The sequence below is a fragment of the Mucilaginibacter aurantiaciroseus genome, from assembly GCF_024055595.1.
Classification (GTDB): Bacteria; Bacteroidota; Bacteroidia; order Sphingobacteriales; family Sphingobacteriaceae; genus Mucilaginibacter; species Mucilaginibacter aurantiaciroseus.
Genome location: NZ_JAMXOF010000001.1, coordinates 1406922 through 1432765 on the forward strand (window position 1 = coordinate 1406922; position 25844 = coordinate 1432765).

At 43.0% G+C, this 25844-nt stretch carries 18 protein-coding genes; 16 read left to right on the top strand and 2 right to left on the bottom strand.

The window, feature by feature from the left end:
• Nucleotides 1–53 precede the first annotated feature (53 nt).
• Nucleotides 54–1304 (top strand): sulfate adenylyltransferase subunit 1, encoded by a 1251-nt coding sequence (locus NAF17_RS06535; protein WP_252757175.1) that lies wholly within the window; start codon nucleotides 54–56, stop codon nucleotides 1302–1304.
• 564 nt (nucleotides 1305–1868) lie between these two features.
• Here the strand turns inward: NAF17_RS06535 and NAF17_RS06540 are convergent.
• The gene (locus tag NAF17_RS06540; protein ID WP_252757176.1) at nucleotides 1869–4817 is read right to left on the bottom strand and encodes a TonB-dependent receptor; all 2949 of its coding nucleotides are present in this window, start codon (nucleotides 4815–4817) and stop codon (nucleotides 1869–1871) included.
• A 287-nt stretch (nucleotides 4818–5104) separates the two neighbouring features.
• On the opposite strand from NAF17_RS06540, the gene proB reads away from it, so the two are divergent.
• The 5 genes from proB (at nucleotide 5105) to NAF17_RS06565 (ending at nucleotide 11839) form a co-directional block, all read left to right on the top strand.
• Nucleotides 5105–6184: a glutamate 5-kinase gene (proB, locus tag NAF17_RS06545; RefSeq protein ID WP_252757177.1), complete on the top strand. Its 1080-nt coding sequence runs from the start codon at nucleotides 5105–5107 to the stop codon at nucleotides 6182–6184.
• Between the two features lies 1 nt (nucleotide 6185).
• A complete protein-coding gene (locus NAF17_RS06550) occupies nucleotides 6186–7433 on the top strand; it encodes a glutamate-5-semialdehyde dehydrogenase (RefSeq protein WP_252757178.1) in 1248 nt (415 codons plus the stop codon).
• Nucleotides 7434–7603: 170 nt separating this feature from the next.
• Nucleotides 7604–8692 (top strand): tRNA 2-thiouridine(34) synthase MnmA, encoded by a 1089-nt coding sequence (gene mnmA / locus NAF17_RS06555; RefSeq protein WP_252757179.1) that lies wholly within the window; start codon nucleotides 7604–7606, stop codon nucleotides 8690–8692.
• A gap of 254 nt (nucleotides 8693–8946) precedes the next feature.
• On the top strand, nucleotides 8947–11346 hold the full coding sequence (gene topA, locus NAF17_RS06560) for a type I DNA topoisomerase (protein WP_252757180.1): 2400 nt from the start codon (nucleotides 8947–8949) through the stop codon (nucleotides 11344–11346).
• Between the two features lie 88 nt (nucleotides 11347–11434).
• Nucleotides 11435–11839, top strand: a complete 405-nt coding sequence (locus tag NAF17_RS06565; RefSeq protein ID WP_252757181.1) for a hypothetical protein — start codon at nucleotides 11435–11437, stop codon at nucleotides 11837–11839.
• Here NAF17_RS06565 and NAF17_RS06570 read toward each other — a convergent pair.
• The gene (locus NAF17_RS06570) at nucleotides 11836–13329 is read right to left on the bottom strand and encodes a gluconokinase (RefSeq protein WP_252757182.1); all 1494 of its coding nucleotides are present in this window, start codon (nucleotides 13327–13329) and stop codon (nucleotides 11836–11838) included. The genes NAF17_RS06565 and NAF17_RS06570 overlap by 4 nt on opposite strands.
• A 294-nt stretch (nucleotides 13330–13623) precedes the next feature.
• Between NAF17_RS06570 and NAF17_RS06575 the strand changes: the two genes are divergently transcribed.
• From NAF17_RS06575 to NAF17_RS06620, 10 genes are all read left to right on the top strand, one after another.
• The gene (locus tag NAF17_RS06575) at nucleotides 13624–14013 is read left to right on the top strand and encodes a response regulator (RefSeq protein WP_252757183.1); all 390 of its coding nucleotides are present in this window, start codon (nucleotides 13624–13626) and stop codon (nucleotides 14011–14013) included.
• The gene (locus tag NAF17_RS06580; RefSeq protein ID WP_252757184.1) at nucleotides 13991–15082 is read left to right on the top strand and encodes a sugar transferase; all 1092 of its coding nucleotides are present in this window, start codon (nucleotides 13991–13993) and stop codon (nucleotides 15080–15082) included. The genes NAF17_RS06575 and NAF17_RS06580 overlap by 23 nt, the downstream gene beginning before the upstream one ends.
• Nucleotides 15083–15099: 17 nt before the next feature.
• Nucleotides 15100–15768: a TolC family protein gene (locus NAF17_RS06585; protein WP_252757185.1), complete on the top strand. Its 669-nt coding sequence runs from the start codon at nucleotides 15100–15102 to the stop codon at nucleotides 15766–15768.
• A 3-nt stretch (nucleotides 15769–15771) separates the two neighbouring features.
• Nucleotides 15772–17922, top strand: a complete 2151-nt coding sequence (locus tag NAF17_RS06590) for an exopolysaccharide transport family protein (RefSeq protein ID WP_252757186.1) — start codon at nucleotides 15772–15774, stop codon at nucleotides 17920–17922.
• 50 nt (nucleotides 17923–17972) lie between these two features.
• Complete coding sequence (locus NAF17_RS06595; protein ID WP_252757187.1) at nucleotides 17973–18110, top strand: hypothetical protein; 138 nt, start codon at nucleotides 17973–17975, stop codon at nucleotides 18108–18110.
• Between the two features lie 14 nt (nucleotides 18111–18124).
• Nucleotides 18125–19627 (top strand): O-antigen ligase family protein, encoded by a 1503-nt coding sequence (locus tag NAF17_RS06600; RefSeq protein ID WP_252757188.1) that lies wholly within the window; start codon nucleotides 18125–18127, stop codon nucleotides 19625–19627.
• Between the two features lie 11 nt (nucleotides 19628–19638).
• Nucleotides 19639–20253 (top strand): acyltransferase, encoded by a 615-nt coding sequence (locus NAF17_RS18190; RefSeq protein WP_305884164.1) that lies wholly within the window; start codon nucleotides 19639–19641, stop codon nucleotides 20251–20253.
• Nucleotides 20254–20267: 14 nt separating this feature from the next.
• Nucleotides 20268–21611, top strand: a complete 1344-nt coding sequence (locus NAF17_RS06610) for an oligosaccharide flippase family protein (protein ID WP_252757189.1) — start codon at nucleotides 20268–20270, stop codon at nucleotides 21609–21611.
• A 16-nt stretch (nucleotides 21612–21627) separates the two neighbouring features.
• Nucleotides 21628–22815 carry a glycosyltransferase family 2 protein gene (locus NAF17_RS06615; protein ID WP_252757190.1) on the top strand — a complete coding sequence of 396 codons (1188 nt, stop codon included), beginning with the start codon at nucleotides 21628–21630 and terminating at the stop codon, nucleotides 22813–22815.
• A gap of 115 nt (nucleotides 22816–22930) precedes the next feature.
• On the top strand, nucleotides 22931–25558 hold the full coding sequence (locus NAF17_RS06620) for a non-ribosomal peptide synthetase (RefSeq protein ID WP_252757191.1): 2628 nt from the start codon (nucleotides 22931–22933) through the stop codon (nucleotides 25556–25558).
• Nucleotides 25559–25844 lie beyond the last annotated feature (286 nt).

Below are 25844 nucleotides of genomic sequence, written 5' to 3' on the forward strand. Positions count from 1 at the left end.
CTTCTTAAAGAGTTAAAATCTAAAATCGTAAATCTGATATCTAAAATCCAAAAATGGATATATTAAAATTTATAACCGCAGGCAGTGTAGATGATGGCAAAAGCACATTGATAGGCCGACTGTTGTACGATAGTGAAGCTATCCTGGCCGACCAACTGGAGGCCCTGCATGCATCGAACCGTAAAAACGACGATGGCACCATTGACCTTGCAATATTAACCGACGGGCTTAAAGCCGAGCGCGAGCAAGGTATAACCATTGATGTGGCCTACAAATACTTTGAGACCGTTAAACGTAAATTTATTATTGCTGATGCACCCGGCCATATCCAGTACACCCGTAACATGGTTACCGGCGCCAGTAACGCAGCTTTGGCTATTATTTTGATAGATGCACGCAAAGGCGTTATCGAGCAAACTACCCGTCACTCCTTCCTGGTTTCGCTATTGCAGATACCTAAGGTGGTGGTTGCGGTAAACAAGATGGATATGGTTGATTACAGCGAAGAGGTATTCAACAACATTGTTGCCGACTTTGAAAAACTAGCCGCCAAGGTCGATCTGGTTAATGTTACCTACATCCCGGTAAGTGCGCTTAAAGGCGATAACATTGTATACCAGTCATCAAACATCAGCTGGTATACAGGCGACAGCTTACTGCAGCATTTAGAGACCGTGGAGATCGTTATCGACGATTCATCGGCTCATGCGCGCCTGCCAGTGCAATGGGTTATACGGCCACAAACAGACGAACTGCACGATTACCGCGGCTATGCAGGTCGCGTTTCAAGCGGCTCGTTTAAAGTGAATGATAAGGTTACGGTTTTGCCATCGGGCTTTAGCTCAACCATATCAAAAATTGAACTTTACGACAAAAATTTAGAAGAAGCTTTAGCCGGCACATCGGTAACAGTTCACCTGTCGGACAACATCGACATCAGCCGTGGCGACATTATCGTGAACAGCGCCGGGCAACCGCAGCTATCAAACGTAATTGAAGCCGACCTGTGCTGGATGGATACCCGGCCATTAGATACGACCATGACCTACCTGGTGCAGCACAATACCAAAACCATACGTTGCAAAATCCAGGAAGTGATCTACAAAGTGAACATCAACACCCTGGAAAAAGAACACGACGAAGATTTTAAACTGAACGACATTGGCCGCATCGTGATCAAAACTGCGGAGCCTTTAGCATTCGACCCATACCAGGTAAACAAAGCTAATGGCGGCGCTATCATCATAGATAGCCGTACAAACGTAACCGTAGGCGCGCTGATGTTGCGCCAGTCAGTAGAGTAACCACGAATAATTTTAACCAATTATTATATACTGTTAAGTGAGGTAAGAAAACCCTGTGCGAGGTGCAACTCGTACAGGGTTCTTGCGTTTTAATAGGCTGCTATATCAAATAAACAATGTCATTTCTTCTTGTGCCTCGTTCGAAATGACATTGGATAGAAAAAGTAGGTATGAAGATTATTGAAGAAGCCTTTTAAAAAAAATGATTTAAACGTCGTAGAAGCACATTTTAAATCTTTCAAAAGGGGATGCAGCTTCAAGAAAAAACAATGGTTTTCTATAACTAATTTTTCAACATCAATAGATTTATAAAAAAAACATTGCATATACACCACCGACAACGGCTACTGAAATAGCTATTGCAGTACTTAAAGTGTTACAGGCATCTATAAATGTCACTAATAAATATTTTATAAATAACGTCGCTGATACACAAAAAAAGCGGGCAGCTCGCCCGCCCGCTTTTTGAAAAACTAAATTATACCTAAAAAACAAATAGGATCTTTATGTAGTCGATAGTCCATAGCGCATAGTCGATAGTGTAATCTTTCTATGGTCTATGGGCTACTTACTTAACAAACCGTCCAGCGTAACCGATGCGTAATATAAACCACCAATTGTTGGGCCGCCTGCGTATTGGATGTATCTTTTATTAAATATATCTGTTGCACCAATTTTAAACGTTGCATAGTAAACCGGAACCCTGAAAGTTACTTGCGCATCAAAGGTGTGGATGGCCGGTATATTACCCGTTACCAACGGGCTTTCCCAAAGGTATTTCTGCTGCCATTTGTAAACCACGTTAAAGCCTACATTTTTCACCACTTCGCGGTTACCGAACGAGAAGTTACCGCTCCACTCAGGCGTGTTGAAGCCCGTCACGAAGATATCCGAGGTTTGCTGTGCCTTCAGTTTGTTAAAGCTTGCGTTACCCGATACGGTGTACCTGCGGTAAAAATTATAGCTTAACCCTGCAGATGAACCATAATTATTGTAAACGTTTTTAGCGTTGGTATAAACCCGGTAACGGCTTTGGCCGGCGCTTGCAGCGTTATTGGCTGTAGCGGTTGTTGGGTCGCGGTTAATGTCCAGCATGGCTAATACGGCTGCATCTGAGCCTACCGTGGCGCTGTTTGGCACAAACACTTGCACCTGGCCCAAAAAGCCGTTATAGCGGTTGGCGTAGGCATCAATATCCAAAAATACTTTATTATCAAAGAAAATCCCTTTATAACCAACCTCAAAAGAGGTTATCTGCTCCGGGCGGGCTTTTGGAAGATTGGCCACTTGCAGCAAACTCTTGTTTTTAAGAGCTGTCACGTCATCGCCCGTTGTAGATTGCGATTTTACCGCGGCATTAAATGCGGTAACCGATTGTTGGGTGTAGCTATTGTTTAGGTAACCCAAGCCGTCGTTAATAAACTCTAAACTACCTACGCGTTTAACCCGGCCATTATTTACGTATGATAAAGCCTCAAAAAGTGACGGAAAACGGTAACCATTTTGGAAGGTGAACCTAAAGTTGTGGTTTTGAGTTGGCGAATAAACCGCGGCTAAACGTGGAGTAAATTTAGGGGAGAAATAAGGGTTACGGTCCCAACGGACAGAACCGAATAACTTTAACTTTTCCTCAAAAAAGGTTTTAGTAACCTGCGAGAAGGCACCATATTTTTTATAGCTAATGTTATCGCCAAAGCTGCCGTCAGGCAATGCGGTATTTCGGTTGGCAATGGAACGGCTAAAGTCTACAAAGTTATTACCATCCGGGGTGATGGAATAAACACGCACATCGGCACCAACCAACAGGTCAATAAATTTTACGTGTTTGGTTAAATCCCATTGGGCTTCGGCATTGTACATTTTACTTTTTTGCACCAACGCTGCACCACCCGTTGCAGGTGCATTGGGGATCAGGCTCGATTTAAAATCCCAGTTATTGATACCAATGATAGTTTGTCGCAGATCGTTAAAGGCCTGCGTACCCGGCTCCACTCTGCCCGCATCAGCAGCCGCACGTGCGGCATCATTGGCAGCGGCAAGGTTGGCAGATGTTAAAGCACCGCCATGCGTATTGGCATAAGCCGTTAAACCATTTTTATAAGTGGTACCCCATACCGAATTACTGGCGTGGTTAAGGTCAAGATTATCGGCCAGTGGTTTTACATTGAATGATTTACCAGTATTTTCTACAGACTCGTAAGCGCGGATCAGGAAATCGGTTCCTTTTAATTCTATTTTGTGGTTTTGTACAGATGCACCATTCAATGATATTTTATTACCGCGTTGAAAAACACCATCTATGTTGCCATAGCGGTAAGTATATGATAATTGTGTGTTAGGGGTTATTTTGTAAGCCAGTGTAGCATCCAGTTTTAGGTTGGTCACTTTAGGATCTACCAAATCAACTTCGTTATAACCGGTACGAGCAACGGTTAAGGCCGGCCTTACCACACCATCAACCGTGATACCTTTGATAGATACCGTGTTGCTACCCGCAAGGGCGTCATCGCCATACTTGTTCCAGCCGTCATAAGCGGCATTGCTTGTGCCCGTAAGTTCTGGATATACAGGGTTAGCCGTTTTTAGTTTGCCGGGGTTTTGATCAAGCCGGGTGTTTGATTGCCAATCTGTACCGGTTAAATAACTGGCGTTCACTTTAAAGGCAAACTTGTTGTTCCAGGCTTTCGCGAAGCGAATGGCCGTTTCGTTGATGGCGCTTGGGCTAACGCCTATCCCATCCACGTGGTTTATACCTGTGCGGTGGTAAAAGCTAAGTCCCTGCGTTTTAAAGGGGTCTTTTGTAAACAAGTTTGATAAACCGTTGATTGCGTTGGTACCATACAAGGCGGCGGCGGCACCGGGGGTCAGCTCTATGCTCGCAATATCCAGTTCGGTGGGCCCAATGGCATTACCAAGCGGTACACCAAGCGTTGCCGACTGCATATCCACACCGTCTGCAAGCTGCATAAACCTAAAGTTGTTGGGGCTGTTAAAGCCGCGGGTGTTTGGCACTTTAAGGGTGATACTGGTGGTGGTCATCTGCACACCTTTTACATTCTCCAGTGCGTCATAAAAGCTGGGGCCGGGCGATTGCTTAAGTGCGGTTATGCTCAATTTTTCAATAGCCACAGGTGAGCGTAAGAGTTTTTCTTCCCTGCGGGATGCGGTAACTACTACCTCGTTTATTAAAAGTGCCTGTGTAGATAGCTGCACATTTACCGAACTGTTGGCGTTGCGGATCACAAATTCTTGTGTTTGGAAACCCACCCCGGAAAATACAAGTGTAAAAGGCAGCCTTGCATTTGTTTGCAAGGTAAATTTACCGGTAGTATCTGTTGCGGTACGGTTCTGGGTACCTTTTATGGTTACGGTTATGCCTATTAATGGTTGGCCGTGGTCGTCGTTTACTTTACCGCTAAGGGCGTAGTTACCATTCAGTTGAGCCGAAGCCAAACCCGGTACAAGGGCTAAAAAGAGCACAAAAAGTTTAAAGAAAGTTCTAAAAGGTTTCATTGAAATAAGATTGAAAGAAAAATGTTAATAAGCTTGTTACGTGCCGTTATCCGGGCGGAATTAACAACAACAGCATGCAGGTAGGCACTGCATTGATGGCATTAAAACTGTTGAAGAGGCAATTAAATAATACATTGTCTATAGAATAAGTAGACAAATGTATCAAATCTTTTACAACGTCCAAAAAAAATCGCTTTATTTTGTAAATAATATTTAGATAAACGGCTTAAAAGCCGCCATTTACACAGGAAAATCGTATTATTGTCGACTAAACTGCTATACATTAAATGTCATTCATCTACCGCCGCGTTATTGTCAAAATAGGTTCAAACGTTATAACCCGTACCGACGGCCTCCCCGATGTGGAACGTATAGCACATTTGGTTGACCAGATTGCGGCTATTAAAAGGCAGGGAATAGAGGTAATATTGGTATCATCCGGCGCGGTAGCATCCGGCAGGAGTTTGATCTCAGTTTCCGAAAAATCCGATGCGGTGGCTATCCGCCAGTTGCTGGCATCCATAGGGCAGGTAAAATTGATTAATACGTATTCTAACCTATTCGAGAAGTTCGACATCCTTTGTTCGCAGGTATTGGTTACCAAAGAAGATTTCCGCGACAGGCTTCATTACCTGAATATGCGAAACTGTTTGGAGATTTTGCTGCAGCATCAGGTTATCCCCGTAATTAACGAGAACGATGTGGTATCGGTTACCGAACTGATGTTTACAGATAATGATGAACTTGCGGGGTTGATAGCATCAATGCTGAACGCGCAGGCTTTAATAGTTTTAAGCAATGTAGATGGCATCTACACCGGCGACCCAAAACTGGAAACTTCATCGGTAATTGAGGAAGTAAGCGACGCAGGATTAGATTTTGCATCTTTCGTAAGTTCGGGCCGGTCGCAATTTGGCCGTGGGGGGATGATCACCAAATCCACTATCGCGCAAAAAACAGCTAAGCTGGGTATTGCAGTACACATCGCCAACGGCACTAAAGAAAATATCCTAACGGATGTACTTGCTAATAAAACCATCCATACCCGCTTTACCCCTACCAAAAAAGCATCGGGCAAAAAGAAATGGATAGCCCATTCAGAAACTGCCGCCACCGGTGTGGTACAGGTGAACGAGGGTGCCAAAACGGTACTGGTATCTAACAAGGCATCAAGTCTATTGCCGGTGGGCATTATTAGTATTGTATCAGATTTTAAAAAGGGCGAGATCATCAAGATAGTAGACGAACAAAATAAAACCATAGGCCTTGGCCTTGCAGAGTACGGCTCTGAAAAAGCCCGTGAATTAATAGGACAAAAGAACCAAAAAGCACTGGTACATTACGATTACCTTTATTTGCAGGGATAACATGAGCTACAAACACTACTTCGAAAACGCGCTAATTGCCGGCAGAAATACCGCCATAACCCCTGATGTAATAAATAAGGTATTGCTTGATGTTGCCAAAGCGGCTATCGACCAAACGGATTACCTGCTCCAGGAAAACCAAAAAGACCTGGCCCGCATGGACAGGGCCAACTCAAAATACGACCGCCTTACCCTTACCGCCGACAGGATAAAAGCTATTGCAGACGACATCGAGAACGTTGTGGGATTGGATAGTCCGTTAGGAAAAGTATTGTCTGATAAAACCCTGTCGAATGGATTGCAGATAAAAAAGGTGCGCGTACCGCTTGGTGTGGTGGGTGTAATTTACGAAGCACGGCCAAATGTTACGTTTGATGTATTTGCCTTATGTTTTAAAACTGCCAATATCAGCATTTTAAAAGGTGGCAGCGACGCAGATAACTCTAACCGGGCCATCATGCGAGTGATCCACGGGGTTTTATCGGCACATCAAATCGATAATAATTTCGCTACCCTGCTACCTGTAGAACGCGAAGCCACCGAAGCTTTGCTAAACGCAGTTGGTTATGTAGATGTATTGATCCCTCGTGGCAGCCAAAGCCTGATAAATTACGTACGCGAAAGCAGCAAAGTGCCCGTGATAGAAACCGGCGCAGGCATTGTACACACCTACTTCGATGAAACCGGCGACCTGGAGAAAGCCATCGCCATTATTGATAATGCCAAAACTCGCCGGGTAAGCGTTTGCAATGCGCTGGATTGCCTCATCATCAACACTAAACGCCTTGGCGACCTGGTACACATTACCGAGCCACTTGCAACAAAGAGAGTGCAGCTTTATGCCGATAAAAAAGCCTTTGAGGTATTGAATGGCCTGTACCCTGCCGAACTTTTGGAAGAAGCCAAACCCGAGCATTTTGGTACAGAATTTTTGTCGATGAAGATGGCTATCAAAACAGTTAGTAACCTCCAGCAGGCTTTGGAACATATCGCTATTAACAGTTCTAAACACAGCGAGGCCATTATATCTGAGGATGAACTGAATATCGAAATTTTCCTGAACCGTGTGGATGCCGCCGCGGTATATGTAAATGCTTCTACCGCCTTTACCGATGGCGCCCAGTTTGGCCTCGGTGCCGAAATTGGTATCAGTACCCAAAAGCTCCACGCCCGCGGCCCAATGGGGCTTGAAGAGTTGACGAGTTATAAATGGATCGTTAAAGGGAATGGACAGGTGAGGAAAGGTTAAAATATCGAATACTGAATTTCAAATATTGAATATCGAGGTGCCTGGCATTTCTTACTTCATCATTTGACGTTCAACATTCATCATTCGATATTCCCTCCCAACTCATTTTACCCTACCCTGACCCAAGCTATAAACACCATAAAGGGTAAAACCATATCTTTACAGCCAATATGAGTAAGCACGGTAGGATCTTAGTGGCAATGAGTGGTGGCGTTGATAGTTCTGTAGCAGCAGTAATGTTGCATGAACAGGGCTACGAAGTTATTGGCCTTACCATGAAAACCTGGGACTACGCCGCAAGCGGTGGCAGCTCTAAAGAAACCGGCTGCTGCAGTCTGGACAGTATTAATGATGCGCGTGCCTTGGCCGTTGGCTATGGTTTTCCGCATTATATACTGGATATTCGGAACGAGTTTGGCGATTTTGTGATCGATAACTTTGTTGACGAATATCTTGCCGGCCGTACCCCTAACCCATGCGTGCTGTGCAACACCCACATTAAATGGGAAGCCCTTTTAAAACGTGCCGATAAACTGGATTGTGAATTTATAGCAACAGGCCACTATGCCAACATCCGCGAGCAGGACAACGGCCGTTACGTAATATCAAAAGGTAAAGACGAGAATAAAGATCAATCATACGTGCTTTGGGGCGTGTCGCAACAAAACCTTGCGCGTACCAAATTCCCTTTGGGCAGTTTCTCTAAGCCGGAGATCAGACAGATGGCCGTTGATATGGGCCAGCTGGAACTGGCGGGCAAAAGCGAGAGCTACGAAATTTGCTTTGTACCGGATAACGATTACCGCGCATTCCTGCGCCATAAAGTTGAAGACCTAGACGTGCGTGTTGGCCCAGGTGATTTTATTTTAAGTAACGGAACTGTTGTTGGTAAACACTTGGGATATCCTTATTATACCATAGGCCAGCGTAAAGGCCTGGGTATTGCTTTGGGTATGCCGATGTTCGTGACTAAAATTCAGCCGGAAACTAATAAGGTTGTTTTGGGTACCATAGAAGAACTGGAAAAGAAAGAAGCTTGGGTACGTAACCTTAACCTGGTTAAATACGAAAGCATAAAAGAACCTATCGATGCCGTTACCAAGATCCGTTACAAGGATGCAGGTACCGAAAGCAAGATCGTACAAATTGGCGACCACATGAAAGTATCTTTCGACCACATGGTATCGGGCATCGCGCCGGGCCAGTCGGCAGTATTTTACGAAGGCAACGACTTGTTGGGGGGAGGGTTTTTGATATAGAATTATTGTAAAAGATTACTTTTTCTTCGCGCGTCATTGCAGGGTACCAAGCAATCTCTTTGCTCTACAGAGCGGCTTTGCCTATGTAGAGATTGCTTCGTACTTCGTAATGACGGGTGTTTTTTAAATAGCAGATAGTCCACATTAAAATATTTTCACCACTACTTTATATACTAAAATAATTCCATCACAAAAAAACAAATTTGCGTTTCTAACGCTTTTTATGTTTTCTTTGCAAAAAAACATCCGCTTAAATGGCTAAAAATTTACTCATAGTTGAATCACCGGCGAAAGCTAAAACCATTGAAGGTTACTTGGGCAAGGACTTTACCGTAAAATCAAGTTACGGGCATATCCGCGACCTGGTGAAGTCTGAAGATGCCATTGATATCAACAACAACTTCAGTCAGCGATACGAAGTACCTGCCGATAAGAAGCACATAGTGAGCGAATTAAAGAAATTAGCTAAAGAGGCAGACATTGTATGGCTCGCGTCCGATGAAGACCGAGAGGGAGAGGCCATATCATGGCATTTGTTTGAAACTTTAGGATTAAAAGAGCCCGATACCCGCCGTATTGTTTTCCATGAGATCACAAAACCGGCTATTATGAAGGCCATTGAAAATCCTCGTAAAATAGATTATAACCTGGTAAATGCCCAACAAGCCCGCCGCGTTTTAGACCGTTTGGTAGGTTTTGAGCTTTCGCCCGTGTTATGGAAAAAGGTTAAACCGTCACTTTCCGCCGGCCGTGTACAGTCGGTAGCCGTAAGGTTGATTGTTGACCGCGAACGCGAGGTAAATAAATTTACTGCCGAGGCCGCTTTTAAAATTGTAGCCTTATTTGGTAAAGGCCGTGATGCTTTTAAAGCTGAACTGCCCGAGCGTTTTACCAAGCAGGAAGATGCAGAGAAGTTTTTACAGGATTGTATACAAGCCATCTTCGAGATTAAATCTTTAGAGACCAGGCCAACCAAACGTTCACCTGCCGCGCCATTCACTACATCTACCCTACAACAGGAAGCCAGCCGTAAGTTGGGTTATTCTGTGGCGCGTACGATGCAGGTTGCGCAACGTTTATACGAATCTGGTTACATTACCTATATGCGTACCGATTCATTAAACCTGAGCGATACCGCTTTGAACGCCGCGCAACAGGAGATCACATCTGCTTATGGTGATAAATACCATCAGCACCGTAAATATAAAACTAAGAACGCCAGCGCACAGGAGGCTCACGAGGCCATTCGCCCTACGTACTTTAATAACCATACTATTGACGGTGAAAGTAACGAGAAGCGCCTATATGAGCTGATCTGGAAACGTGCCATAGCATCGCAAATGAGCGAAGCACAGTTTGAAAAAACCGTTGCCAAGATCAGTATCTCAACCCGGAAAGAAGACCTGGTTGCTAATGGTGAAGTAATGAAGTTTGATGGATTCCTAAAAGTTTACCTGGAAAGCAGCGACGAAGACGAAGACAACCAAACCGCAGATGGCGAGAACGCCATATTGCCACCACTAACCAAAGGCCAGAAACTGGATCTGCAGGAACTATCGGCTACTGAAAGGTATTCGCGCCCCCCTGCACGTTACACCGAGGCAAGTTTGGTGAAAAAATTAGAAGAATTAGGTATAGGCCGACCGTCGACCTACGCCCCTACCATATCTACCATACAAAACCGCGGTTACGTAGTTAAGGAAGAACGTGAAGGCCGTCAGCGTAACTTCCGTGTGTTGACGCTAAAAGGCGATAACATCAGTAAGGAAACTAAAACGGAAAATACCGGTGCCGAGCGTAATAAACTGTTCCCTACCGATATTGGCGCAGTAGTGAACGACTTTTTGGTGCAGCATTTTAAAGGTATTGTTGATTTTAACTTTACCGCCGGTGTTGAGAAACAATTTGATGAGATTGCCCAGGGATTACAGGACTGGACAAAAATGATCCGTACGTTTTATGACCCGTTCCACAAGGATGTACAAAACACAATTGAAACGGCAGATAAAGCCACTGGCGAACGCGAATTAGGCGTACACCCAGAGAGCGGCAAAAAAATGTCGGTACGGATTGGGCGTTACGGCCCGTTTGTGCAGGTTGGCGAAAACCCAAGCGACGAAAGTGAAGAAAAACCTTTGTACGCAAGCTTGCGCACAGGTCAAAGTATAGAAACCATCAGCCTGGAAGAAGCGCTTGAACTTTTCAAGTTACCAAAGATTCTGGGCGATTACGAAGGCAAAGTGATGAAGGTAGCTATAGGTCGTTTTGGCCCGTATATTAGCCATAACAGCGCGTTTGTATCGGTACCGAAAGAAATTGACCCGCTTGACGTTACCGAAGAGCAGGCTATTGAACTGATAGAAGCCAAACGTAAAAAAGATGCAGAAAGGTTGATTAAGTCGTTCCCTGAGGATGAAACCGTAAAAGTTTTGAACGGGCGTTGGGGACCATATATTGAATTTGGCAAACTAAACGTTAAAATACCTAAAGACATTACCGACCCAACCACGCTTACCTATGAGCAGTGCAAGGCTTTGGCCGATGCCATGCCTAAGGATGCTAAAAAGGGGCGTTTCGGTAAAGCTGCGCCGGCTGCTAAGCCCGCGGCTAAAAAAGCCCCGGCCAAGAAAAAAACTGTAGCTAAGAAAAAATAAGTAATTGGTTGATTGAGTGATTGGAAAGTGGTTAGATATTTGAGAACTATTCACAACTCACTTAATCAACCACTCATCATAATACAAAATGATAAAAGATCTTCCTCCTAACGTGGTAAAAGAAATAGCGGTTGCGGTTGCCCTTGAAGGCGAAAATCCTGAAAGTAAAATCTGGTATGTGTACCTTATTAATCTTAAAAAGGTGCCGTTAGAGAATGTGCTGATAACCTCGAAAGGTTATGGCGAAAAGGATGGCGAATTGGTTAAAACTTCTGTACTCCGCCATTCGTTCCCAATTATAGAAGCCAACTCTTTTAAGCTTATTGAACCGATAGACGAACAGACTTTTGGACTAAACAATGAGTACTGGTTAAGCTATTATATCGGCCGTGAGATCTTCGATAAAAAGTTCATTTTTTTGCCGGAAAGTATTGTAGATGATAACTTTATTAAATTACCCGTGGTGAACAAACCGGGAGTAATGATCCTTTAATTATTTAGATCATAAAGTTGATGTACGGATGATTTTAAGTCGCTGTACAGCTTTTTATATATCGGGAAGATCTTACTGTAGATAACATGCGCTTCTGCGTTAGGTTCAATCTCAACCCTATCTTGCGCCTCTTTATTTATAACAGGGCTTATGTCAATCCCCAAAGCCTCCATCGCTAAATAAATCGCCCCTACGGATGATGAATCTCCTCCTTGTAGCAGCACCAGTTTTTTACCGGTAATATCTGCCAGTATCTGCACCCAGGTTGCCGATGTGATAAACCCACCACTTATCACAATCTCTTTAATGGGCTCTTCCGGGTTTTCAACCGCGTTAAGTACATCATTTAGTGCGAAGCAAACCCCTTCTAGGGCAGCCCTTAAAAAGTGTTGCTGCTGATGCTTAATGTTAATATTTATGAACGCCCCCGAGCTTTTGGCATCCCAAACAGGCGCACGTTCGCCATACAGGTAGGGTAAAAAGACCAGCCCCTCGCTGCCGGGCTTTACAGTATCTATAGTTTTAAAAAGGTATTTATAGTTCTCATCAGATACATGCTCCAGTTTCAGGAAATCTTTCAGCAGCCAGTCTACCGCCGCCCCTCCGTTGTTGACCGCACCACCGCAGATGAAGATATCGGCGTTAAGCAGGTAATTAAAGGTCATCGCCTTATAATTATAAACCGGGGCCTTGCTACCCACCCTAACCGCACCGCTGGTACCAATAGTTAACGCCCCTATCCCGGGCCTAACGGCATTGCCACCAAGGTTTGCACAGCAACCATCGCTGGCGCCGATAATAAACGCGGTCTGAGTATCGATGCCCGGCAGGTTATCTACGGTAGCAACATATCGTTTATGATCGGTATTAACAGGCGTTGATAGTTTAGCAGAACTGATGCCGGCCAAATCAAGCGCTTTATCGTACCATTTCAATTGCAGCACATCAAACATCCCCATGGCGGATGCTATGGAATAATCTACTTCAAAAACATCAAATAATTTAAACCAAACGTATTCTTTTATGGATATAAACTTAAAAGCCTTGTTAAAAAATTCTTTGTCATTTTCGCGTAACCACATCAATTTGAACAATGGCGACATGGCGTAAATAGCTGTACCGGTATGCTTATACAAGTCCTCACCATTGGCATTGTCCCGTATCTTTTGCGCTATGTCCCCACTACGCGCATCAGACCATAGCATGGCATCGGTCAGGGCATTTCCCTGCTCATCAACAGGCATAATGCTGTGCATTGCACTACTAAAACTTATAGCGGCAGGCGGAACGTTTAAATTGGTGGTTATTTTGTTGATACAATTGATAAAAGCTCGCCAGATCAGGTCGGGATTTTGCTCGCTGTAGCCGGGTTGTGGGTTGCTTGTTGGGTAGTAACTTTGTGCAGTAGCAAGTGTATTACCAAGGGCATCCATAGCTACCGCTTTGGTACTACCTGTGCCTAAATCTATTCCAACAAAATATTTTTGCATACACTTGAAACCTATTTAAAACTGGTGCGTAAACTTAGCAGAAGATATTGGAAAATTAATCCACATTGGCAGTATTTGTCAACAAATACTACCCGAATTGGGGAAATTAATTCGGTATCAATTTTTTTAACCTACTTTTAAATAAAAATCTGATTCATTAAAATCAACGTAGTTAGCTGTTATATAAATATTTGATCCGTTTTACAACTGCAAGGGGTATAATTGGCATGATATTTTTTATTGTATTTTAATATTAAAATGTCATATTTATAACTGAAACCACGATTAATCGGCATGAAAAAAACTTTACTGATTGTTGATGACGATTTGAGTATTTTAAAACTGCTCAACTTTATATTATCTAAAGAATACGATATTGTTGTTAAAAACAACGGTATTGAAGCCTTTAGCTGGTTGGAAGATGGCAACATGCCCAAACTCATAATTTCTGATCTGCAGATGCCTTATTTTGATGGACAATCTTTCCTGAAAAATGTTAAAATAAGCGGTTTTTACCGCCACATTCCTGTTATTATGCTTTCGGCAGCCCATGACCTTGACGAGCAGGTTGCCAACATGCCGTTTAAGGTTGATGCTTACATGCACAAGCCTTTTAACCCTACCAGCCTAAAAACCGCTATTAACCAAGCCCTAAAAGTTTATGACGAACAAGACAGCAACTGATTGGAACGAAAATTCTCATTCCCAGATCAGGATTGCATACGCCGGTTTGGAATTGAAGGACTTGATTGCTAACGACCTGGCAAACTTTTCGATAGCTTTTAACGACACCCTCCAGGATCTTGAGAATTACATGGGCGACCAATCCATATTAACCATACCCGATATTATTTTGGTAGAGGTTGATAAGGACGAGCAATGCTTTGAATTGGTTAACCGCCTTCGTCAAAACTTTTTGATGAACGGTTTGATCATCGTAATGCTATCTACCCGTAAGGATAAAAAATTGGTGCAAAAAGCGATGCAAATGAAACTGCATGATTTTTACACCTACCCCTTCGCTACATCAGACCTTCGCGAACGCCTAAATTTCCTGGTAAAGTTTAAGCTGATAAAACCACGTTTGCAAGAGTTATCTATAAAAGTTGATACCACCTATAAGATGCCATTTGGCAAGCGCTTTATTGACCTTGCCATAGCGGGCGGCATGTTCGTTTGCCTTATCCCGGTTATGGCAGCCGTTGCTATTGCGATAAAGCTCGATTCGAAAGGGCCCGTATTTTATAAGAGTAAACGTGTGGGTACCGGCTACAAGATTTTCGATTTTTATAAATTTCGCAGTATGCGTACTGATGCCGACCAACTTTTAGCGCAAATGGCTGTTACAGATAACCAGTATGCAGCAGAAGAAGATGGTGCATCAAAATCGGCGTTCGTAAAAATCAAGAACGACCCGCGCATAACCAAATTGGGTAGTTTCTTAAGAGGTAGTAGTTTAGATGAATTGCCACAGCTGTTTAACATTATCAGGGGCGATATGTCTGTAGTGGGTAACAGGCCTTTACCGGTTTACGAAGCCGAGATGCTAACATCAAACGAATGGTCGATGCGCTTTTTAGGCCCTGCAGGTTTAACAGGTTTGTGGCAGATAAGCAAACGCGGAAAAGAAGATATGAGTGAGCGGGAGCGTAAAAAACTTGATAATTTTTACGCTCAGAAGTACTCGTTATGGCTCGATTTAAAGATCATTATAGGCACGGTGCCTGCCTTGTTCCAAAAAGAGAAAGTTTAATAAACATCAACACTACCTTGAAAAAACTACAAATATTAATACTCCTCTTACTTAGCACAGTTGCTTTGCACGCACAGGAAAGCTTTGTTAATGAGGTAAACTATCCATACCTTGATAAGCTTATTGCCACCGCAAAAAAGAACTACCCCGAGGTAAAAGTACGACAGGCACAAATAGCCGCTGCCAAGGCAAGCCTTACACAATCAAAGGTATTATGGCTGGATGCGATAACAGCATCGTACATATATAGTCCAAAAAATTCATTGAATGTTGTAAACCCAACATTTTTTAATGGTTACCAGATAGGTGTTTCGGTGAATATTGGCCAGTTATTATCTAAACCTTTTGCTACACGTGTGGCAAAAGAGAATGTAAACATCGCCGTGTACCAGCAGCAAACCTATAACCTAACTGTTGAGGCTACAGTAAAACGCCTTTACTTCCAATATCTTGAAGCACAGGCAGATCTGCGCAACCGTTCAAGGGCGGTTACCGATGGCGAAATTGCAGTTAAACAATTAAAATACACGTTTCAGAAAGGTGAGACCACCTTTCACGATTATAACGAATCTTTAACGAGCTTATACAATCAAAATTCATTTAAAGTACAAAGTGAACTGCTAATGCTAACGGCAAAAGCCAATCTTGAAGAAATGCTGGGTTTTAAATTAGAAGAGGTTAAATAAGGCATGGAGTTAGGGGACTTTTTAAAACTTTTATGGAAGCACAAGAACCTGCTGATCATTATTCCGCTGGTTACAATCATCGTCTCTTATTTCTTGGTCAAAAACCTGCCAGATAAATACGTATCAACGGCGCAAATAGCCACGGGTATTGTAGATCAATCGCGCCACCTGCTTGATGCTGACCCTAGCGGCGCTACTAAAGAGCAATCGATAGCTCACGAGTTTAGCAACCTAATAGAGATAATGAAACTTAAAACCCTCATTAACCAGGTATCTTACAAACTCATCATCCACGATCTTACTGATAGTGTACCTTTTAAACCGCATAGCAAGTTATTTAACAGCATGAATCCTGCCGCGCGTGCACATGCTGTAGAACTGTTCACCAATAAATTTAAAACCATGCAGCCCTTATCCTACTACAATAAGGATGAACAAGGTTTGAATGAACTGCTGCGTTCGATGAAGTATGATGAGCGATCTTTACGTAAGGACCTCAATATGGTACGTGCCGAGGATAGCGACTTTATAACAGCAAGCTATGAATCTGATAATCCTCAGTTATCGGCATTTATTGTAAATGTGCTATGTACACAATTTATAGATTATTATACCAAAACCGTTAGAAAAAACGAAACGGACGCGGTTAATTACCTGGCCAAATTGCTGGACGAAAAACGCGACACGTTAAACAAAAAAACGGCCGAACTAAAGGATTATAAAATCAAAAACGGCATTCTAAACCTCGACGAGCAGTCAAAATCACTTTTCGACCAGATCATTGTTTATAACGACCGTAAACAGCAGGCCGAAAAAGATGTAGCCTCTTACAACGGTGCTATCCAAAAGATAAACAACAGGTTTAAGCCCGGTGATCGCCAATATATTGAAGCTACCATAAGCAAGTATAACCAGGATGTATTAAACTCGCAAGATCAACTTCATATACTTACTGACAGGTATGTGCGTAGCGGCTTTAACCCTAAACTTAAACTAGGTATCGATTCGTTATCTAACAAGCTTTCAGCCCAAATAAACCAAACGTCGGATAAATACATTATAAACCCTTTAAATGCAAAGGACGATCTTGTTAAACAAAAGCTTACGCTTGAAGTAACCCGTGATCTGGCCAAATATAGCATACAATCTATAAATCAAGCGGTAAAAGAGCTTAACGCAAGGTTTAATCGCCTTGTACCGTTTGATGCTACGGTAAAAACTTACAATTTTGATATTGATATAGCCAGTAAGGAATACTTGGACGTACTGAATAAGTATAACCAAACCAACCTGCAGTCTACCTTCTCTATAAGGTTGCGCCTTGCAGAACCTGCCACTCCGGATGCTGCCGAGCCCTCTAAAAAAATGTTGCTTATCATCCTGAGTGGTGTTATTGCATTCGCGTTCTGTGTGATCATCTTATTCGGGATCTTCTTTATGGATGATACCATTAAAGAGCCGGGCGACCTTGTTAAAAGCACCAACCTGCCGCTATTGGGCCACCTGAATACCGTAATGGGTTCGCTTGATCTAAAGAAACTTTGGGATGTAGAGCACCGTGATAAAATGCGCTTATTTAAAGAACTTATCCGCTCTATTCGTTTTGAGGTTGATCAGGAACTGCGCGGCGAAAAAGTATTAGGCGTAACCAGCCTTGCCAACCACGAGGGTAAAACGGTTTTGGCTATCAGTCTGGCTTACTCTTACTCCATGATCAATAAAAAGGTATTATTGATTGATGGTAACTTTGATAACCCAACCATCAGCACTACGGTAAGTCCGCGGGTATACCTGGAAGATTACTTTAAGAACAATCCCGATAATTACGAAAGCTTTAGTAATACCACCAATGTAATGGGCAACCATGGCGGCGATGTTACCCTTCTTGAAATTAGCGACGAAAACTTCATCCGTAGCAAGTTTAACGAGTTGAAGATGAAGTATGATATTATCATTATCGAGACGCCGCCACTGTCATCACTTAATAAATCAAAAGAATGGTTATTGTTTGCCAACAAAGTAGTATCTGTATACGGGGCTAATAAAGGTATTGCCAGATGGCAAAAAGATGATGTAAATTACCTTCGTAACCTGAATGGTAAATTTGCCGGCTGGGTGTTAAATAAAACCGACCCTAAAAAGGACAGGTTTTAATAATAAACCCGACAAAACTTGCCCCTGTAAACCTTTAATTCATTTTACTAATGAGAAAAAAATCGACAGAAAAAAAGGGCGACGTTTTTGAAGACCTTACCACTCTCGAACAAAAATCGCGCAAGGTAGCCATAGCATTTGCTTTTGTTAGTGTGTTTGTTTGGGCTGTTAAAATTTTATTCTTCTAACCAAAAGCATCAAAATGCTTCATAATCGGGCACAAAATAACTTTATCTTAAACCTTTCCCGCAAGCTATTGTCGGGCCAGGTATCTACGTTAAAGCTTATTCTTATATTGTTGCCTGTAGCAATTGTTATAGCTGTAGCCATTTCCAAGTTCGGCATATTGGCTGCCGGTGCTTTGTTAGCTGTATTTATAGGTATACCTGTGGTATTGGGGATTGTAGCCTACCCCATATTTGGTATTGCTGTGCTTATGTTGGTATCGTTCTTCCTAAATTACGTATCAGAGTTTTTACCACCCGATACCCCTACCGGCATATTGCTTGATGCCATCACTTATCTGCTTATCTTCGGCTTCCTGCTTAAATTTAAATACGATAAGGATTGGTCGTACTTTAAAAACCCAATTAGTTACCTCATACTGGCCTGGCTGGCGTACAACTTTATAGAAGTGCTTAATCCTGCTTCACCATCAATACTGGCTTGGGTGTATACCGTGCGTACCGTTGGGTTTATTATGCTGATGTACTTTATTTTTGTGTACCAGGTGCGTACCATGGCCCAAATTAAATTCCTGGTGAAGATGTGGTTGTGGCTTGCATTCCTGTCGGCTATCTCAGGTTTTCAACAGGAGAATTTCGGCCTGTTCCCGTTCGAGAAAGCCTGGTACTATTCAGACCCGTTACGTTTAAGTTTCCTTTACATTAACGGCCACCTGCGTAAGGTTGCAATCTTCCCGGATCCGGTCACGTTTTCATACAATATGGTGGTTGCGGCAGTTTTGTGTATGTGCATCATCTTCACCAAAATAAAAATGTACAAGAAGGTGCTGCTTGCCTGCGCTATTCCATTCTTCTTTTTAGTGATGCTGTACTCGGGTACTCGTGGCGCATTCGTGTTGCCCCCGGCCGCTTTGGCGATGCTGGCCGTTATCAACTTTAATAAAAAGATATTGATGTTTGTTGTTGGCGCTGCTGTAGTTTTGTTGGGGCTGATATTTATGCCCACATCCAACCAGTTCATCAAACGTTTTCAAACGGCCTTTAAACCATCAGACGATGCCTCGTTTAATGTACGTGCCGAAAACCAGAAGCGCATTAAACCGTATATACTTTCTCACCCTATTGGGGGCGGTTTAGGGTCGGTAGGGATCTGGGGAAGGCGTTTTGCGCCAAACTCGTTCCTGGCAAAGTTCCCACCCGATAGTGGTTACGTACGTGTGGCTGTAGAGATGGGTTATGTGGGTTTGATACTGTTTTGCTTACTGATGTTTGTGATCTTAAAAACTGGGATCAACAATTATTATCTCATCAAAAATCCCGAACTTAAAATTTACTGTTTGGCCATGATATTGATCATATTTGTGTTTAATATTGGTAATTATCCACAGCAGGCATTAGTGCAATACCCGTCAAACATTTTATTTTATCTTGCAAGTGCATTACTAAGCGTTACCTTGCGGATAGACAAGCAGGAGCAAAAAGAACAAGCTGATAAACAACGCGCCGAATTAAGCGCCTGAAAACATTATAGATGTCGTTACTAACAGTAGTAAAATCAAACCCGCGTTTAAAAAGTTTTGTACATTGGATGATTGTGCAATCGAGGCGCTCTGCACCAAGGTTGTGGGTAAAATGGTTTGTTAACCCGTTTATTCATACGCGTGGTAAAAGATCGATAGTTAGTTTTTATTCCAGATTGGATATTTTTCCTTTTAACCATTTTAAGCTTGGCGCATACAGCGTTATAGAAGATTTTGCAGTAATAAACAACGGTGTTGGCGATATCATTATTGGCGAACATACCGGCATCGGCCTTAGCAATATTTTAATAGGCCCGGTAACTTTAGGTAATTACGTTACTTTGGCTCAGCACATCGTACTATCGGGGCTTAACCATGGTTTTGAGGATGTTACAGTGTCAACCCGCCTTCAAAAAGTGGTCACCAAACAAATTACCGTTTGCGACGATGTTTGGATAGGCGCCAACAGCGTTATTACCGCCGGCGTAACTATTGGTAAGCACTCGGTAATAGGCGCGGGCAGTGTGGTTACCAAGGATATACCCGAATATTGTGTGGCGGTGGGTAACCCGGCAAAAATTATAAAAAAATATAATTTTGAAACCGCTACTTGGGACCGTGTTTAGCCGTATAAAACAATATGCCCAACTTAAAAAAACTTGTAAATAAGCATACCATATCGTTAGCGACAAGTGCGGCCATGCCTGTTATAGGGATGCTTGTGCTCTCGTTAATGGCGCATAACCTACCTGCGGCCGATTTTGGCAATTACATATTTCTGCTAATCACCATCTTATTAGCCGATACTTTCAGAAACGGTTTTGTACAAACATCCCTTATAAAGTTTTACGCGGGTACCAGCAAAAAAAAGGCATTTGAAGTAGCGGGTTCGGCTTGGTACGTGGGCTTGATGCAGGCGGGCGTTTTTGTAGCGATTGATGCCATAGTTTACCTTGTTTATCGGAGCAAAAGTGTAAATGCCGAAACCACCATACAATGGTTTGGCATTATTTATATGACAACACTCCCTGCCACCATTGCCTCGTACATTTTACAGGCAGAAGAAAAGTTTGGGAGGATGCTGATCTTACAGGTAATTAATCAAGGCTTGTTCCTTGTGCTGATACTCACACTAATTTTTCTGCATAAGCTATCATTCCAAACAGCGGTTTACGCCTATTTCGCAGGTAGTGCAGTAACATCATTGTTCACCATTTTTAATGGTTGGTCCAAGATCCGTACCCTAAAATATCGTACCAAAGAAACCGTAAGAAAACTTGCCCACTTTGGGAAATTTAGCGTGGGGACATCTATCAGTTCGTACTTATTACGCAGCTCAGATACATTCATTATTAAAATAATGTTTAACCCGGCGTTGCTGGCGGTTTACTACATCCCGCAACGTTTAATGGAGATCTTTGAGATACCTATGCGTGCAGGTGTTGCTACCGCGATGCCCGAGTTATCTGCGGCGGTACACAAAGGAAACCAAACCGACGTAGCAAATATCATGAAACGCTATGCCGGGATGCTTACCGTAGCACTTATACCAATAGCGGTTGTTGCTTTTTTAATAGCAGGGCCGGTTATAACCATACTTTTTGGCAAGCAATACCAGGATACCGAAGCCGTAAATATTTTCCGACTGTTTATGTGCTATGTGATGCTGATGCCTATCGACAGGTTTTTTGGAATCACACTGGACATCATCAACAAACCGCACCTTAACATGTTAAAGGTTATTTTGATGCTAATCGTAAACATAACCGGCGATTTTATCGGGATCTTTATATTCCATAGCCTGTACGCCGTTGCTATCGCATCATTATTCACCTTCTTTTCCGGGGCGATATTTGGTTACTGGGCATTAAAAAAACATTTACATTTCACCATTAGGGATATGTTTAGTTTAGGTTATGCCGAATTAAAAAGCATTGTGAGCCATTTACTGGAAAAAACTAAAACAGAAAAGGCAGAAGTTTAATTATCATTAAAACAGCATGAGTATCATCGTATTTATTCTTTCGCTAATTTTTGCACTCTTATTTATTTACCTGGGTGTTTACAGTCTGTACTTGTTTGTATTTTCGGTTTCAGGGAAACTGGTCAAACAGAAAACCCCTCCTGCCGCTACATCGTTCAGTAAATTCGTCATTTATATTTGCGCTTACAAAGAGGATGCTATTATCCTAAGTTCGGCCGCGCAGGCCTTGACTATAGATTACCCAAAAGATAAATTCCACGTTTGCGTTATTGCAGATTCGATGCAGCCCGAAACCATTGAGCAGCTAAAAACGATGCCTTTACAAGTAGTAGAGGTTGTGTTCGAAAGCAGTACCAAATCTAAAGCTCTGCACGCGGCCATAGCTGCCACGCACGAGGACTTTGATGCCGCCGTAGTATTTGATATAGACAACGTTGCCGCACCCGACTACCTGCACCAGATTAACAATTACCTGCACAATGGTAACCGCGTTATACAAGGCCATCGCGTAGCAAAAAACACTGAAACCCCTGTTGCCATATTAGATGCCATTAGCGAAGAGATCAACAACCATATCTTCCGCAAAGCGCAGCAGGTATTCAAACTATCGGCAGCCATTATAGGCTCTGGTATGGTGCTAGAGTATAAATTATTTAAGGAAACCATGGCGCAAATTGATGCCGTTGGTGGTTTTGATAAAGAAATGGGCCTTGTGCTTACCCGCCAAAAGATCCACGTTGCTTACGCCGACAAGGCCTTTGTTTACGATGAAAAAGTAAGCAACCCCGAGGTGTTCAAAAAACAACGCCGCCGCTGGTTATCTGCCCAGTTTAACTTGTTTAAAACTTATGGATTAACAGGCTTTACGGAACTATTCGCCCGTGGTAACTTCGACTACTTTAACGAGATTTACCAAACCGCCATTTTGCCCCGTATATTAATGTTGGGGTTAATGCCGTTTATGCTATTGGTATCGTTAATAACGCCGGGTATAGGCCCAAGCTGGCAAATGTGGCTTATCGCAACAGCTTTATGTTACGTTGGTATATTAGTTGCAGTACCAGGTCATTTTTTTAACAGTAAATTGCTCGGCGCAATGCTTAAAATACCGTTGATATTTTTCGCGATGCTGGCCTTGCTGTTCAAATTAAAGGGTGCGAACAAGAAATTTATTCACACCCCGCATAACCCGGGCACAAATTAATTACATAAGTGTACAAGGGTTGCGGAAATAGCAGTATAAAAATGGGGAATTTGCTGCCCGATGCGTTAATTTTAACCAATAGATTTATAAATTTAGTTTTGGGGTTTTAATAAATATGGAAGTAGTATTAAATAATACGACAGTAGATTACCCAAAAGATAAGCCGCTTCACAGCCTTATCGAGGATAGTGCTGCAAAGCATCCAGATAACGTTGCGTTAAGGTTTCATGATACCTCGCTTACCTATACCCAACTTAATAATACTGCCAACCAGCTGGCTCAGGTACTAATTAACAAAGGCGTTAAAATCGGCGACATCATTGGTATTGCGCTTGACCGTTCAACCGAATTGGTTATTGCACTTTTAGCTGTATTAAAAAGCGGCGCTGCATACGTACCGCTTGATCCTGAGTACCCGAAAGACCGCATCGAGTTTATGCTCGATGACTCAGCAGCAACTATATTAATTACATCCACAAAACACAAAGGCCACTTCGCATCAAACACCACCGAGGTTTTAATTGAAGAGGCACTGTCCGCATCAAAAAACCATCCGGTTGAAAATCCAACAGTAGCTGTTACCGGCCAAAACCTGGCTTACGTGCTGTACACATCAGGCTCTACTGGTAAGCCAAAGGGCGTGCAAATAGCGCATCATAGTTTGGTGAACCTGATGTACAGTTTCCAAGAAACACCGGGCATCACATCAAAAGATATCACATTGGCTGTTGCAACCATTTCGTTTGATATTGCAGGTATAGATATTTACCTGCCTTTATGCTGCGGCGCGCAGATCATCATGGCCGATTCTATTACTGCAAAGGATGGTCGTGCTTTACTGGATATCGTTCGCAACGAAAGCGTTAGCATTCTGCAGGCCACACCTTACACCTGGCGCATGATGCTGGAGGTTGGCTGGACGGAACCACTACCTTTGAAAGTGTTTTGTGGTGGCGAAGCATTAGCGAAGGACCTGGCCGAAAAGCTGATCCCGCTTTGTAAAGAACTTTGGAACCTTTATGGCCCTACTGAAACTACCATCTATTCCGTAATTAAACACGTTACCGACCCTAATGATATTACCATTGGCTGGCCTGTTAATAATACGCAGGTCTACATCCTTGATGAGGAAAAGAACAACCTCACCAATGGCGAAATTGGCGAGATCTTTATTGGTGGCGTGGGCGTAGCATGGGGCTATTTAAACCGCCCCGAATTGACCGCGGAACGCTTTATAAACAACCCCTTTTCGCCCGGTGAAAGTATTTACCGTACCGGTGATTTAGCCAAGCTAAAACCCGATGGCGACATCGTATATCTTGGCCGGATAGACCACCAGGTGAAGGTTCGTGGTTACCGTATTGAGCTTGGCGAAATAGAACACAACCTGGGAAAACAGGAAGGCATTAAACAAGCCATTGTTGTTGCCCGCGAAGACACCCCGGGTATCCCCCGGTTGGTGGCTTACATAGTTTTAGAATCGGGAAAAACCGGCATCCCCGAAAAAAGCATCCTTGATAAATGGGACGATGCCTTGCTTGCCGTATTGCCTGAGTATATGATGCCCGATGATTATGTGCTGATGGATGTTATCCCATCTACACCAAATGGTAAAATAGACCGCAAAGCCCTGCCAAAGCCAGATTACAGCCATATAAACCGTTCCGATAAATATGTTGCCCCGCGTACCAGTAACGAAAAACTGGTTACTGATATTTGGGAAGAACTGATGGGGCTTAACAAAATAAGCATCTTCGATAATTTCTTCCAGTTAGGTGGCCGCTCGCTAATTGCCGTTAAAATAATGGCCCGCTTAGAGCATGAAACCGGCAAACGTTTACCGCTGGCTACCTTATTTGAATATTCGACCGTTGAAAAACTGGCCGCCCGTTTAGAGATCGATGCCGAGGCTATTACTTGGGATTCGTTAGTCCCGATAAAGCCACAAGGCAACAAAATGCCGCTGTACATAGTACATGGTGCTGGCTTAAATGTGCTTTTATTTAACGCGCTTGCCATGAATATGGACGATGAGCAACCTGTTTACGGCCTACAGGCAAAAGGTTTAAATGGCGTTGATGAACCGCTTGATGTGATGGAAGAGATCGCTGCCAATTATGTGGAAGAGATCATCAACCATGACCCGGTTGGCCCTTATGCAGTCGCGGGATACTCTTTAGGCGGATTGATAGCCTATGAGATGGCCAAGCAAATGCTGGCTATGGGTAAAGAATTAAAGATGCTGGCCATGTTTGATACCTACGCGGATCAAACCCAAAAATTCCACTCGCCATTAAGGCGTGCCATTGATAACGGCTGGCTGTTTATCAAACAGGTGGCCTATACCCCTGTATTATTTTTACAAGACCCAAAACGCACCGTTGAATATAAAAGCCGCGAGGTTGGACGCAGGGTTCAAAAGATCTTTAAGAATATCTTCCCCGACAAAATTAAGAAAAAAGAAGGATTTTCAGCCTACACTGATGATATCCACGACAGGAGCCTTACCGCGCAAAAGAATTACCTTTTAGAGCCGGTAGATGTAACCATTGAGCTTTTCCGGGCCAAAAAGAAAACCTTTTACATGAAAGATTTTAAATTTTTAGGCTGGAAACCATTCGCCCTAAAAGGAGTAAACGTTCACGATATTCCCGGCGAACACAATACCGTCTTCGCCCCACCAAATGATAAGCAATTCGCCAAGGTTTTGCAGGAATGTTTGGATAAAGCTAACCGGGATTAAGGGGATTTGCAGGATTAAATGGATTTTCTTTGCCATACAATTAGTTGCAGGATTATGAGCCCTTTGAACGGAACAATAACCTCAAAATGCGGCATAGCGTAACACACAGTTAGCATTGTAACTATAAAGCACCAACTTAAATCAGGGTGTTACCAAGTCGCGACTTTTCTTTGGTTACATTCTTTTGAGAGAAAAGAACGGCGAAGCCCTCTTGAGTGCCAAAACAAATTAAACAGATTACGAAAAACGTGACATCCCCTAACAATTGATATTGCTCATTACCACA